General features: G+C 45.3%; 10 protein-coding genes and 1 pseudogene. 6 read left to right on the forward strand and 5 right to left on the reverse strand.

Annotated features, from left to right (window positions below; translation table 11 throughout):
* Window positions 1–144 precede the first annotated feature (144 nt).
* From OO184_RS16055 to metB, 4 genes and pseudogenes are all read right to left on the reverse strand, one after another.
* A pseudogene (locus OO184_RS16055) lies at window positions 145–690 on the reverse strand (winged helix-turn-helix domain-containing protein); the annotation flags it as partial.
* A gap of 408 nt (window positions 691–1,098) precedes the next feature.
* Window positions 1,099–1,983, reverse strand: coding sequence for a methylenetetrahydrofolate reductase (gene metF / locus OO184_RS16060; RefSeq protein ID WP_265380044.1), 885 nt, complete (start codon window positions 1,981–1,983; stop codon window positions 1,099–1,101).
* Window positions 1,984–2,324: 341 nt separating this feature from the next.
* Complete coding sequence (locus OO184_RS16065) at window positions 2,325–4,760, reverse strand: bifunctional aspartate kinase/homoserine dehydrogenase II (RefSeq protein WP_265380045.1); 2,436 nt, start codon at window positions 4,758–4,760, stop codon at window positions 2,325–2,327.
* Between the two features lie 2 nt (window positions 4,761–4,762).
* Window positions 4,763–5,923: a cystathionine gamma-synthase gene (metB, locus tag OO184_RS16070; RefSeq protein WP_265380046.1), complete on the reverse strand. Its 1,161-nt coding sequence runs from the start codon at window positions 5,921–5,923 to the stop codon at window positions 4,763–4,765.
* A gap of 287 nt (window positions 5,924–6,210) precedes the next feature.
* On the opposite strand from metB, the gene metJ reads away from it, so the two are divergent.
* Entirely contained in the window at window positions 6,211–6,528 is a 318-nt protein-coding gene (gene metJ, locus OO184_RS16075) for a met regulon transcriptional regulator MetJ (protein WP_265380047.1), read from the forward strand.
* A 129-nt stretch (window positions 6,529–6,657) separates the two neighbouring features.
* On the opposite strand, the gene rpmE is transcribed toward metJ, so the two are convergent.
* Window positions 6,658–6,873, reverse strand: a complete 216-nt coding sequence (gene rpmE / locus OO184_RS16080) for a 50S ribosomal protein L31 (protein WP_214052729.1) — start codon at window positions 6,871–6,873, stop codon at window positions 6,658–6,660.
* A 209-nt stretch (window positions 6,874–7,082) separates the two neighbouring features.
* Here rpmE and priA point away from each other — a divergent pair, with 209 nt between their 5' ends.
* The 5 genes from priA (at window position 7,083) to hslU (ending at window position 13,543) form a co-directional block, all read left to right on the forward strand.
* Window positions 7,083–9,281 (forward strand): primosomal protein N', encoded by a 2,199-nt coding sequence (gene priA / locus OO184_RS16085; protein ID WP_265380048.1) that lies wholly within the window; start codon window positions 7,083–7,085, stop codon window positions 9,279–9,281.
* Between the two features lie 326 nt (window positions 9,282–9,607).
* The gene (cytR, locus tag OO184_RS16090; RefSeq protein ID WP_265380049.1) at window positions 9,608–10,636 is read left to right on the forward strand and encodes a DNA-binding transcriptional regulator CytR; all 1,029 of its coding nucleotides are present in this window, start codon (window positions 9,608–9,610) and stop codon (window positions 10,634–10,636) included.
* Window positions 10,637–10,703: 67 nt separating this feature from the next.
* Window positions 10,704–11,531 carry a cell division protein FtsN gene (gene ftsN / locus OO184_RS16095; protein WP_265380050.1) on the forward strand — a complete coding sequence of 276 codons (828 nt, stop codon included), beginning with the start codon at window positions 10,704–10,706 and terminating at the stop codon, window positions 11,529–11,531.
* A gap of 138 nt (window positions 11,532–11,669) precedes the next feature.
* On the forward strand, window positions 11,670–12,200 hold the full coding sequence (gene hslV, locus OO184_RS16100) for an ATP-dependent protease subunit HslV (protein ID WP_049584891.1): 531 nt from the start codon (window positions 11,670–11,672) through the stop codon (window positions 12,198–12,200).
* A gap of 11 nt (window positions 12,201–12,211) precedes the next feature.
* Window positions 12,212–13,543: an ATP-dependent protease ATPase subunit HslU gene (hslU, locus tag OO184_RS16105; protein WP_265380051.1), complete on the forward strand. Its 1,332-nt coding sequence runs from the start codon at window positions 12,212–12,214 to the stop codon at window positions 13,541–13,543.
* The last annotated feature ends 75 nt before the right edge of the window (window positions 13,544–13,618 follow it).

Here is a 13,618-nt window from a genome sequence, read left to right on the forward strand (position 1 = left end):
GCTGGTTAACCAAGCCCCTTGCCCCTTCTAGCATTTGTGGGAAACGGTGAATAGTCAGCGGCGCCTTCGGTAAGTCAGCTCCCCCCTGAGAAGCAGAAACCGCAGCACTCAGCAAAGCTTTTGGATCAGCCGGTTTAGCATACAGCCATAAGCGAGTTTGGTCCCCTGCGTGGGATGGACGCCATCAATGAACAGGATGGGTTCATGGTCTCCGGCTTCCTGCTTGAGTTTCCCGTAGGTTTCTATAAAGGCCCGCTGCTGTTCCGCGTTGAACTTGTGTGGCACGCCGGTCGGCTTTTTATAACTGAATCCATTATGGTGCGGCCATTTATTCATGCCGGGAACAGTGTAACTGATATCCCACGCTTCTTTGACAAGGCGGATAACCGCCTGTGTGGTAGGCAGAAGATTCGCGGTCAGATAAGCGATAAGTTCCTGAGTCTATGTTTCGCTGAGATGGCTCTGAGAGCCGCCATTTTCGGGCTTGATTTTACGGTGATTAAGGTAATCGCTGATATGACGATTAACGGTCGTTTCATGAAGACGCAGGGCCTGAGCGATCATGACAGAACTCCAGCCCTCAGAGGCCAGGAGGACCGCTTTGATGCGATCACACTCTCTCTTATCACGGCAGGTGTGATGGAGGTGTTCAAGTTCGGCTTTTTGTTCATCGGTAATGAATATTTTCATGACAGATACCATGAACCTCATTTGGGCGAAAATCAAGCAGTTTCAATGAGCACAGGTATATGTAAAAAAAATTATAACCAGAGTCGTTATTTACTATACCCAATGGATTTCAAGATGCATCGCGACGGCAAGGGAGCGAATCCCCAGGAGCATAGATAACTATGTGACCGGGGTGAGTGAGTGCAGCCAACAAAGAGGCAACTTGAAAGATGACGGGTATATAACTTATCTTTAATAATTTAATTAATAACAAAGTATTATTTATTACCATTCTCCATTCTCCATTCTCCATTCTATAAAATTAGATACCGGAAATAGATTAACCTTAATTATCCAACCAGATAATAAAAGTTTACACTTTATAAAAACATGCTCTTACTAAGAAATTTCCTTAGTAAGAGCCAAAGATTAAGGACGAACACCCAAAGTATGACAAATTGCATAACTCAGTTCCGCGCGGTTTAAGGTATAAAAATGAAAATCCTTCACACCTTCGCGGCTTAAAATCTTCACCATATCCATTGCAATAGACGCCCCAACCAAATTAGCGCTTTCAGGATCATCATCCAGACCATCAAACATTCTAGTCATCCAGCTAGGAATACGCACATTGGTCATTACAGCAAAACGTTTAAGCTGACGGAAATTGGATACCGGCAGAATTCCCGGTACGATTTCTACATCAATCCCGGCAGCCACACAGCGGTCACGAAAACGCAGGTAACTTTCCACATCAAAGAAGAATTGGGTAATAGCACGGTTCGCACCCGCATCAATTTTTCTTTTCAGGCTAATCAGATCAGCCTGAGAACTTTTTGCTTCAGGATGAACTTCAGGGTAAGCAGCAACGGAAATATCAAAATCAGCTTCTTTCTTAAGTAATTCGACCAGATCAGCCCCATACATTTTAGGTTTTTCACTGTTTTCCGGTAAATCACCCCGTAAAGCCACAATATGGCGAATACCATTTTTCCAATAATCCCGGGCGATTTCGCACAATTCATCACGACTGGCATCAATACAGGTAAGGTGCGGAGCCGCATCAAGGCCAGTTTTCTCTTTTATTCCCTTGATTATGCTGTGAGTACGGTCACGTTCGCCAGAGTTAGCGCCATAAGTAACGGAAACAAATTTAGGCTTAAGGGTGCTCAGGCGATTAATGGATTTCCACAGGGTTTTTTCCATCTCGGCTGTACGCGGTGGAAAGAATTCAAATGAAACACGGATCTGTCCTTCCAGTTCAGCCAGATTCTGATTCAGCGCCTCTCGCTGATTTGCGTGAAAAAAACTCATACCCTGCACCTCGTTAACAAGCGGAATAATTTCCCATATCAATAATTTGCCAGTTATTCTTATTTACACTTCTAAACACCTATACGTTTAGACGTCTAAATAAGATGAAGGATCGGTATTTTTTAGTCAACAACAAAATTGAGTTAAATCGGTGAGGAATATTCACCCTGAATCGGAAAAAATTTCATCAAGGGATCTTTGGTTTTGTTTATATCGGTTTAGCGGATCGATGCCTAAGGCAGCAATGAGGAAAGATGCCCTATGCAGGACACCTATCCTCTGGTTACCTCAAACATCAAGCGAAGGAAATCATATTTGATCAATAAGTAAAGGTTAGAAACTTAAAGCAGTTGTGACAAACGGTTAAGATCCGACTGAATTGCGCCTGCCGTCACATCACGACCCGCCCCCGGCCCACGAATCACTAACGGATTGTCACGATACCAACGACTCTCAATCGCAAACACATTGTCGCACGGTAGCAAAGAAGCCAATGGGTGATCAGGACATACCGCCTCAACACCCACTTTTGCCTTACCATTTGCATTAAAACGAGCAACATAACGCAGCACCATGCCCATTTCCTGCGCTGCGGCTAATCGCTGCACCATTTGCTCATTGATAACACCGCTGTTATCAAAGAATTGCTCAATAGAACCAGATGCTGCTTCTTTCGGGACCAATGACTCAACCCGCACTTGTTCTGGCTCAATCTCATACCCTGCTTCACGAGCAAGGATAATCAATTTACGCATCACATCCTGACCAGACAGATCAATACGCGGATCAGGCTCTGTCAATCCCTGTTGCCACGCCTGCTCAACTAACTCACTAAAGGGTACTGAGCCATCAAATTGCAGAAACAACCAAGATAACGTGCCGGAGAAAATGCCACTGATGGACAAAATGGTATCGCCACTCTCCCGTAAATCCCTCACGGTATGATTTATCGGTAAACCTGCGCCGACTGTTGCATTGTAAAACCAATGACGACCTGTTTTAGCAAATGCATCACGAATGAGACGATAATCACTGCTACTGGAAGCGCCGGCAATTTTATTAGCGCTGATGACATGGAAACCGTAGCTGGCGAAGTCGTTGTAACATCGAGCAAGTTCTTCACTGGCCGTCACATCCAGTATCACCAGATCGTCATAAGGGTGTGCTCGCATCCACAGAAATAACGCATCAACATCATACTCTGTCGCTTCATCATCAAAGAAAGCTAATGCCCGGCTAGCATCAATCCCCTGATAGTCGAGCAAGCTCCGGCGACTATCCACCACTCCCGCCAGAATAAATTCAAAATCACTGCGAGCTGAAATATTTTTCTGCTCACGAGCGAATAACTCCAACCAGCGGGAGCCGATATTGCCTTTACCGAACAAAATCAGGCCAATCCGCTTTTCAGCACGGAACAAGCTCTGGTGCAATCCCTGAATCACATGTTCAGTCTGATTAGTCCGCAGCACAGCGACAAGGCTGATGCCATCCTCCGCATGCCAGATAAATTCTACCGGCTGATCTTTAAGTTGCTGATAAAAACGGTGGCAATGTAATGGGTTCTTGCATACACCCGCTCCAACCAACGCCACCAGCGCCAAACCTTCTCTTAGTGAAAGTCTGCCCGGAAGCGCAGCATCTTCCAGCACACCCAGTGCACTATTCACCACTTCGGAAGTGTAACAGAGCTGGATCAAATTACAGTCTGGATGGATACCTGTCGCCAATGGGCGAATTTGTTCCCGTTTTAACAACAGATCAATATCTTTGTATATCTGTTTAAAATCATGATGAGCAGCCACATGCAATTCAATCAGGCAAACATCATCATGGCTGGTAACAATTTTGGCGCCAGTTCCAGAGGCCAAAACCCTTTCAATACGCGTTGATCCTTGCTCCGGCTGGTAGCTGCAACGTAATAGCAAATCAATATCACTGATGGAAACAGGCTGTAAGGTACGGGCATGCAGCACTGGTGCGGCAAGACGAGCAAGCTCGCTGGCTTCATCCAGACGTAATAATGGCAACAAACAGGCATCTTTGACTTTTCTCGGATCAGCACTGTAAACACCCGCAACATCACTCCAGATGGTGACCCGTTTCGCCCCTGCCAAAGCCCCGACCTGAGTTGCGGAGTAGTCGCTGCCGTTTCGCCCCAACAAAACTGTTTCTCCATCATGATTACTGGAGATAAAACCGGTCACGACCAATCGCTTATTTGGGTTTTTCGTTATTAATTGATTTAGCAGCGGTTGAGAAAGTGCAACATCAATTTGCGGTTGAGCCGACCGTTCCGCACGTAAAAACTGGCGAGCATCCACCCAAGCGCTAGGAATGCCCTGAGCCTCAAGCACGGCAGACATCAAACGTGCGGACCAAATCTCTCCGTGCCCGACCACTTCTGCATAAGTCACATCACTAACCGGTTTATCCAATAATGTACTTAACTTTTCAAGATCGGCAATAAAACGCGTCACCAACTCTTCAGCAACAGTTTCAGGCAGCAAACCTCTTATCAGATCCTGCTGATAACGGCGCAGAACCTGCTGTACCTGATGAGCAGAAATACGGTCGTTCTGGCTAAGTTTAAGCCAATTAATTAACTGGTTAGTCGTACTGCCCGCCGCGGATACCACCATTAAATCGCCAGGTTGACTGTAATTAGCCATAATCTTGGCTACCCGTTGATAACATTTCACATCCGCGAGACTACTTCCACCAAACTTATGTAATTGGCGGCCATTTTCCGCCGCTACAATTGCCAGTGCACTCATGGTCACTCCTTTACTACTGCCTGAAATGCATTTTCCAAATCAGCGATTAAATCCTGACTATCTTCAATACCCACAGAAACACGCAATAGTGCATCCGTAATCCCCGCTTCCGCCCTTGCCTGTGCTGACATTCCAGCATGAGTCATGGTAGCCGTATGGGAAATTAAGGTTTCTACCCCACCTAGTGATTCCGCCAAAGTAAATAACGTTAACTCAGATAGAAAACGACGTATCGCCTGTTCACCACCATCTAACTCAAAGCTTACCATTGCGCCAAAACCAAATTGTTGCTTACAAGCAATTTCATGTCCGGGATGATCTTTTAAAGCAGGATAAAAAAGTTTTTTCACTAGCGGTTGCTGTTGAAGATAATTGACAATCTCCAATGCGTTCTTTTGCTGTAACAAGACCCGTGGCGATAAAGTACGCATTCCACGCAATAGCAGGTAACTATCAAACGCCGCGCCAGTTACACCAATATTATTCGCCCACCAAGCGAGCTCCGTGGCGACCTCTTCATCCTTTGCAATAATGGCGCCGGCAATCACATCAGAGTGTCCGTTAAGATATTTAGTACAGGAATGCACAACCAGATCTGCCCCCAACGCCAAAGGCTTCTGTAATACAGGGCTCAGGAAAGTATTATCAACAACGACTATCGCCCCAGCTTCATGGGAAAGCCGGCATATATGGGCAATATCGACAATACGTAATAAAGGATTACTGGGCGTTTCAATCAATACCAACTTTGGTTTTTTGGACAAGACTTGCTTTAATGCCTGTTCATCACTCTGATCAACAAAAGCCACTTCATAAGCGCCACGTTGACTCAGGCTGTCAAATAAACGGTAGCTGCCGCCATAACAGTCATGAGGCGCGACCAACAAATCGCCGGGCTTAAGGAAAACCGTGCATAACAGGTGAATAGCTGACATTCCGCTGCTGGTCATAATAGCACCCGCGCCTCCCTCCAACTCAGCTAACGCCCGTTGTACCATGTCACGGCCTGGATTACTCCTGCGGGAATAATCATGTGTCCTTGGCTGATTAAAATCTGTAAAATTATATGTGCTGGAAAGATAAATAGGCGGAACAACACAGCCGTACTGTTCATCATTATTCAACCCATTGCGAACTGCTATTGTTGCCGGTTTGCGTGTCATATCAGCTACCACTGTCTGTCATAAATTAATTCAGGGAAGAATATCTGCTACCACAATAGACGTCAACACATCTAGACATCTAAACCTCTTTACGGTTAGATTAAGCAATGGGATAATTATTCATCATAACTAATGTTACTTTATTTATTAATCGTCATTAGTTTATCGCATATACTATAACTGTATAATTGATAAGGAAATCACGATAAAATGGCAATATGTCACAACGAAAGCTGGTGCTGTTATCCGGCTTAATTTTATGATTTTACGACTATTTAAGGTACCCCATGGCTGAGTGGAACGGTGAATATGTCAGCCCTTATGCTGAACATGGCAAAAAAAGCGAACAAGTGAAGAAAATCACAGTCTCAATTCCTTTGAAAGTGTTGAGGATCCTCACCGACGAACGCACCCGTCGCCAGGTAAATAACCTGCGTCACGCGACTAACAGTGAATTGCTGTGTGAAGCATTCCTGCATGCATTTACTGGGCAACCGCTGCCTGATGATGATGATTTACGCAAAGAGCGTAATGATGAAATTCCAGCGGAGGCCAAAAAGATCATGCGGGAATTAGGGATTGATCCTGATACCTGGGAATATTGATAGTAACGCAAAAAACTCCTGTAAAAATTCAGGGATTTTTTATTATGGCTAAAATGCAAAACGCCCGATGCAAAACACCGGGCGTTAGTACCAGTTGGCCTGTCATTACGGATAGGCGCAATTCGGCAATTACTTGCTGACACCTGGAACGTTGAAACGTTTCTTGAAGCGATCAACACGACCACCAGTAGCAACATCACGTTGTTTACCCGTATAGAATGGGTGGCATTGGCCGCATACGTCTAGGTTCAGAGCGTGACCAACGGTAGATCTGATTTGTATTACATTACCGCAAGAACAAGTTGCAGTAACTTCTTCATATTTAGGATGAATACCTTTTTTCATGGGATAACCTCTGTTAAGGCCGTGTCGCTATCCAGCCCTGTTGCCGCCAGACACCACACGTCGTGTTGATAAAATGAGTTTGGTATATTCCATACCAAAGGCGGCGGATCATACAGAAGATCTGCCTATCCCGCAATGAAATCCGTTGATTGTCTATGATACCCTATAGCCAATTTTTGCTTTATTTATTGATCGTTCGGAATAATTTTATGATTGTTGTTCAGGTTGCTCTGCCTGTCCCTCTTACCCGCTCTTTTGACTATCTGTTGCCCACAGAGAGTCAATTACCCGTTGCAGGGATGAGGGTAGCAGTCCCTTTTGGTAAACGTAAAGCTATTGGTATCGTTACCGGGATAACTGACAACAGTGATATTCCAGCAGAACAACTAAAAACCATAGAGTCTATTCTCGATACTCACGCCTTATTTTCAGAAAATCTTTGGCAGCTATTACTCTGGGCATCCAGCTATTACCATTACCCCATCGGTGAAGTCCTGTTCCATGCATTGCCGGTACTACTTCGTCAGGGAAAACCCGCGGAATCAACCCCTCTATGGCAATGGCAAGTCACGCCAACAGGCGCTGAATTACCGCTGGCTCAACTGAAACGCTCACCAAAACAGCAGCAAGTACTCGCAACCCTACGCCGTAAAGCAATATATCGCCATCAGATTACAGAACTGGAACTGAGCGAAAGCGCCTTCCAGTCGCTCAAGAAGAAATCACTTATCGATTTATACCCTGTGCGACCTGAATCTGAGAATTGGCGAAATCACTTCCAAATCACCGGCGAACGCCTGAAATTGAATACTGAACAAGCCACAGCCGTTGGTGCTATCCGCGCAGAAGACCAGCAATTTTCTCCCTGGTTACTGGCCGGCATCACCGGATCAGGTAAAACAGAAGTTTATCTCAGTGTGCTGGAGAATATTTTGGCGCAAGGTAAACAAGCGCTGATACTTGTACCGGAAATTGGCCTGACACCACAAACCATCCGTCGTTTCCGTGAACGTTTCAACGCACCGGTTGATGTTCTTCATTCAGCCCTGAATGACAGTGAACGCCTTGCTGTATGGCTACGGGCACAACAGGGTGAGAACGCAATTGTCATCGGTACACGCTCAGCCCTATTTACCCCTTTTGCCAGCCTTGGCATCATCATTATTGATGAAGAACATGACAGTTCTTATAAGCAACAGGAGGGCTGGCGTTATCATGCCCGTGATCTAGCAGTATTCAGAGCAAAAAAAGAGAATATCCCGGTGATCATGGGTTCTGCGACTCCAGCACTGGAAACACTTTACAATGTGCAACAAGGCAAATACCGCCCGCTAACATTATCCAAACGAGCAGGCCACGCTCAACCAGCGACTCAACATCTGTTGGACTTAAAAGGTTTACCACTCAAAGTCGGGTTATCTCAACCACTAATAAAGCGTATTGAAGAACATCTACAAGCCAATAATCAGGTCATACTTTTCCTTAACCGTCGCGGTTACTCCCCTGCCCTACTCTGCCATGAATGTGGCTGGATTGCAGAATGCCAACGCTGTGACCATTATTACACACTGCATCAACACCATCGTCAGTTACGTTGCCATTATTGTGACAGCCAGCGCCCCGTTCCCCGTCAGTGCCCGCAATGCGGTTCTACCCATCTTCAACCTGTTGGCCTCGGCACAGAACAGCTTGAAGACGGTATTTCAACCCTATTTCCTGATGTTCCCATTACCCGCATTGACAGAGATACCACCAGCCGCAAAGGAACACTGGAACAACAACTCGCTGACATTCACACCGGAAATGCCCGTATACTGATTGGCACCCAAATGCTGGCAAAAGGTCACCATTTTCCTGACGTCACTCTGGTCGCTTTACTTGATGTTGATGGCGCCCTGTTTTCAGCAGACTTTCGGGCAGCGGAACGTTTCGCACAACTTTATACACAGGTTTCTGGTCGGGCTGGTCGAGCGGGTAAACAGGGAGAAGTTGTTCTTCAAACTCATCATCCTGACCATCCATTACTACAAATTTTGCTCAATAAAGGCTACGATGCTTTCGCTATTCAAGCTATGGACGAACGCAAAAGTGTGTTTTTGCCACCATTTACCAGCCATATTATCTTGCGGTCAGAAGATCACGATAATCAGCAAGCACCTGCTTTTTTACAGCAATTGCGCCTGCTTTTTGAACATCATCCTTTACGGGATAATAACTTATGGATCATGGGCCCGGTTCCCGCATTACAATCAAAAAGAGGTGGTCGTTATCGTTGGCAACTATTAATTCAACATCCATCCAGAACTTTTTTACAAAAAATCATGGTGATGGTTTATCCACAAATAACAACTTTGCCACAAATCCGAAAAGTGAAATGGAATATCGATGTTGATCCAACAGACAGTTAGCGATTAATTACCTCTATTTTAAAACAGATAACCTGAGCAGATTAAACATACTCTTATTTACTATTTAAAAAATCACACCTGAAGATCAGTAATCAATGAAAAAGTATTCACTAATTTGCGAGCCATATCGAATAAATGATTTATATCACACTTTTTTACAAACTAAGGAATAAACGAATTTGCCAAACTGTTTAGAATGATCCCTTAATAACATTGTCATAACCTTAAACCGCATGTTGTTGCTTTTCTTAAAGTCACTGACGGTTTCCCGGCAACCAGAAAATGACAATCATTTAACTACCCCGTCAGGAAATGAGGAGTGAGTTTTGGAGCAGAAAAAGAATGGCACCTCCGCAACGATGAAAGATGTCGCTGAAGTGGCTGGCGTTTCTACGGCAACAGTATCAAGAACACTCATGAATCCAGAAAAAGTTTCTTCCCAAACCCGACAAAAAGTGGAACAAGCTGTACTGGCAGTGGGTTATTATCCCAGTAACTTATCCCGTAATCTTAAACGCGGTGAGTCAAAAACTATTTTGGTGATAGTACCGAACATCAGCGATCCCTTTTTCACTGATGTAATTTGCGGCATTGAAGAGGCAGCGGCACAACATGGCTATCTGGTTTTAATCGGTGATTGCCAACATCAGCGAAAACAGGAACACGCGTTTCTCAACCTGATTGTCACCAAACAAATTGATGGCCTGTTGTTACTGGGTTCCAATATCCCGTTTGATGCCAGCAAAGAAGAACAAAAAAACCTACCGCCTATGGTAATGGCAAATGAATTTGCACCAGAGTTAGAACTGCCGACGATCCATATTGATAACCTGACCGCCGCATTTAATGCGACTCATTATCTGCAAACATTGGGGCATAAACGTATTGCCTGCCTCTCCGGTCCAGAAAACATACCGATTTGCCGCTATCGCCTTCAAGGATATATCCAAGCATTACGTCGCTCTGGTGGGACAATTCGTGAAGATTATATTGTCCAAGGTAACTTTACCCATGAAAGCGGCGCTAAGTTGACCGAACAGCTACTCTCTCTGTTAGATCCTCCTACCGCCATCTTTTGCCACAGCGATGTTATGGCGATTGGCGTGATGTGGCAGGCTAAAAGAATGGGATTAAAAATACCGGAAGATTTATCAATCATTGGGTTTGATAACTTAAGTCTCGCTATGTACAGCGATCCGCCATTGACAACCGTTGGCCAACCCCGCTATCAAATTGGGCACAAGGCAATGATGCTGTTGTTAAATCAAATCCAAGGTCACACAACATCTGGCGGTTCTCAGTTACTGGAATCGGAATTAATCATTCGGCAAAGCACCTGTTCGCCTAAAAGCTAGGCAAATAACCGCAGGTTAAGTAACATATCGTTTATTTTCTTTTATTTATTACTCAGCGAATTAGACAGTGGCACAACGAGATTATGTGAGTCGCGGGCGTTCAAACACCCGCCGTAAAAATACCGATAAGAAAAAATACCAAACCCAAGGTCTGCCAAAAGCAACGCTGGCCGTCGCGGTAGCATTAGTCATTATCTTTATTGGCGGCCTTTACTTTATTACCCATAATAAACAGGAAAGCGCACCAGACACCCTACCAAAACATGTTCAGCAAAATAATGGATTACCGCCAAAACCAGAAGAGCGCTGGCGCTATATCAAAGAATTGGAAAATCGCCCTGTTGGTATTGAAACACCACGTGATCCCTCATCGGGGGGGCAAATCAATTCACAAACTCAGTTGACCGCAGAGCAACGGCAGTTACTTGAACAAATGCGGGCAGATATGCGTCAACCGGCAACCTCTCTGCCAGAAGTGCCATACAATGGCGTTCAGGTACCACGTTCACAAGTGATCATCAAGCCATCAGCGGAAACACAACAATCGCTGGCAACAAGACCGCAACCACAGCCTCAACAAACGTTACCACAACAACCAATACAGACTCAGCCAGTTCAACCACAAACACCGCCGCCAGCTGAAATCAGTAAACCTAAGCCCGTAGAAAAGGCACAGCGTATGATTTTGCAATGTGGTTCATTCCGCAACATGGACCAAGCTGAATCAGTACGTGCCAACCTGGCATTTGCAGGCATTGAAAGCCAGATCACAACGGGAGACGGCTGGCATCGTGTTGTTCTTGGTCCCTATAGTAAAAACACCGCAGAAAAAATGCAGGAACGTCTGAAAGGCGTTGGCGTATCAGGTTGCATTCTCCGTATTACTGGGGGTTGAAAAATTATAATTCTCCCCCATCTATTCTGCTAAACACCGTGCACACGGTATTTTCGATAGCCGTATACCCTATCGAATATGCACTGTCGAAAGTACCGTGCGTCACATTTATCTATTTTTGTAACCAAGGGCTTACTCGTGACTACAATCATAAGTGTTCGCCGTAATGGCCAGGTCGTAATCGGTGGTGATGGACAAGCAACGATGGGTAATACCGTCATGAAAGGCAATGTCCGTAAAGTTCGCCGCCTCTATAATGACAAAGTAATCGCGGGTTTTGCCGGCGGTACAGCAGACGCTTTTACTCTGTTTGAACTGTTTGAACGTAAACTTGAAATGCATCAAGGGCATCTGACCAAAGCAGCGGTTGAGCTTGCTAAAGACTGGCGCACTGATCGCATGTTACGCAAATTGGAAGCACTGCTGGCAGTCGCAGATGAAAATACCTCCCTGATCATCACAGGTAACGGCGATGTCGTTCAGCCAGAAAATGACCTGATCGCCATTGGTTCCGGTGGTCCATACGCCCAATCCGCCGCACGGGCAATGCTGGAAAATACTGATCTCAGCGCCAGGCAAATTGCAGAGAAAGCACTAACCATTGCCGGTGATATCTGTATTTACACCAACCATAATCACAACTTCGAAGAACTTCCTTCAAAAGCGTAAGGGTAGATAGTATGTCTGAAATGACTCCACGCGAAATTGTCAGCGAACTTGACAATCACATTATTGGTCAGGACAAAGCGAAACGCGCTGTAGCTATCGCACTCCGTAACCGCTGGCGTCGTATGCAGCTAGATGAAACGCTGCGCTACGAAGTAACGCCTAAAAATATCCTGATGATTGGTCCGACTGGGGTAGGTAAAACCGAAATCGCCCGTCGCCTGGCAAAACTGGCAAATGCGCCATTTATCAAAGTCGAAGCGACCAAATTCACCGAAGTTGGCTATGTTGGTAAAGAAGTTGACTCTATCATCCGTGATCTGACCGATGCTGCGGTTAAAATGGTTCGCCTGCAATCCATTGAGAAAAACCGTTATCGGGCTGAAGAACTGGCAGAAGAGCGTATTCTGGATGTCCTGATCCCACCAGCAAAAAATAACTGGGGACAAGCAGAGACACAAGTTGAGCCATCAGCAGCACGTCAGGCATTCCGTAAGAAATTACGTGAAGGTCAACTTGATGATAAAGAAATTGAGATTGATGTTGCTACCGCCCCTGTAGGTGTCGAGATCATGGCGCCTCCGGGCATGGAAGAGATGACAAATCAGTTACAATCTATGTTCCAGAACCTTGCTGGTCAGAAACATAAATCTCGTAAGCTAAAAATCAAAGATGCTTTCAAGCTACTGGTCGAAGAAGAAGCCTCTAAACTGGTTAATCCGGAAGAATTGAAACAACAGGCTATTGATTCTGTTGAACAACACGGTATTGTCTTCATTGATGAAATCGACAAAATCTGCAAACGCGGTCAAACTTCAGGCCCTGATGTTTCCCGTGAAGGTGTTCAGCGTGACCTGTTGCCATTAGTGGAAGGCTGTACGGTATCTACCAAACACGGCATGGTAAAAACAGACCATATCCTGTTTATCGCCTCTGGTGCGTTCCAGGTTGCTAGCCCTTCCGATTTGATCCCTGAATTACAAGGGCGTTTGCCAATCCGCGTGGAGCTACAAGCATTAACCACAGAAGATTTTGAGCGTATTTTGACTGAACCAAGCGCATCTCTGACAGAACAATATAAAGCTCTCATGGCAACAGAAGGCATGAACATCAGTTTCACGGCTGATGGCATTAGCAAAATTGCTGAATCAGCATGGCAGGTAAATGAATCAACCGAAAATATCGGTGCTCGTCGCCTGCATACGGTGCTTGAACGGCTGATGGAAGATATCTCTTTCGAAGCCAGCGAACGCCAAGGTCAGTCAGTTAATATTGATGCCGACTACGTGAAACAGCATCTAGATGAATTGGTTGCAGATGAAGATCTGAGCCGCTTTATCCTATAATCGGTGTATACGATTCCTGATCCACTATAATTAATGATGGGAGGCTTGCCTCCCATTCGTTTTTTATAAACCTAC

The organism is Photorhabdus aballayi, assembly GCF_026153155.1.
GTDB classification, from domain to species: Bacteria; Pseudomonadota; Gammaproteobacteria; order Enterobacterales; family Enterobacteriaceae; genus Photorhabdus; species Photorhabdus luminescens.

Excerpts from the sequence above, each read along its gene's own strand:
- metJ (WP_265380047.1), top strand. The coding sequence starts at position 6,211 with ATGGCTGAGTGGAACGGTGAATATGTCAGCCCTTATGCTGAACATGGC.
- OO184_RS16065 (WP_265380045.1), bottom strand. The coding sequence starts at position 4,760 with ATGAGTGCACTGGCAATTGTAGCGGCGGAAAATGGCCGCCAATTACAT.
- metB (WP_265380046.1), bottom strand. The coding sequence starts at position 5,923 with ATGACACGCAAACCGGCAACAATAGCAGTTCGCAATGGGTTGAATAAT.
- priA (WP_265380048.1), top strand. The coding sequence starts at position 7,083 with ATGATTGTTGTTCAGGTTGCTCTGCCTGTCCCTCTTACCCGCTCTTTT.
- hslU (WP_265380051.1), top strand. The coding sequence starts at position 12,212 with ATGTCTGAAATGACTCCACGCGAAATTGTCAGCGAACTTGACAATCAC.
- rpmE (WP_214052729.1), bottom strand. The coding sequence starts at position 6,873 with ATGAAAAAAGGTATTCATCCTAAATATGAAGAAGTTACTGCAACTTGT.
- metF (WP_265380044.1), bottom strand. The coding sequence starts at position 1,983 with ATGAGTTTTTTTCACGCAAATCAGCGAGAGGCGCTGAATCAGAATCTG.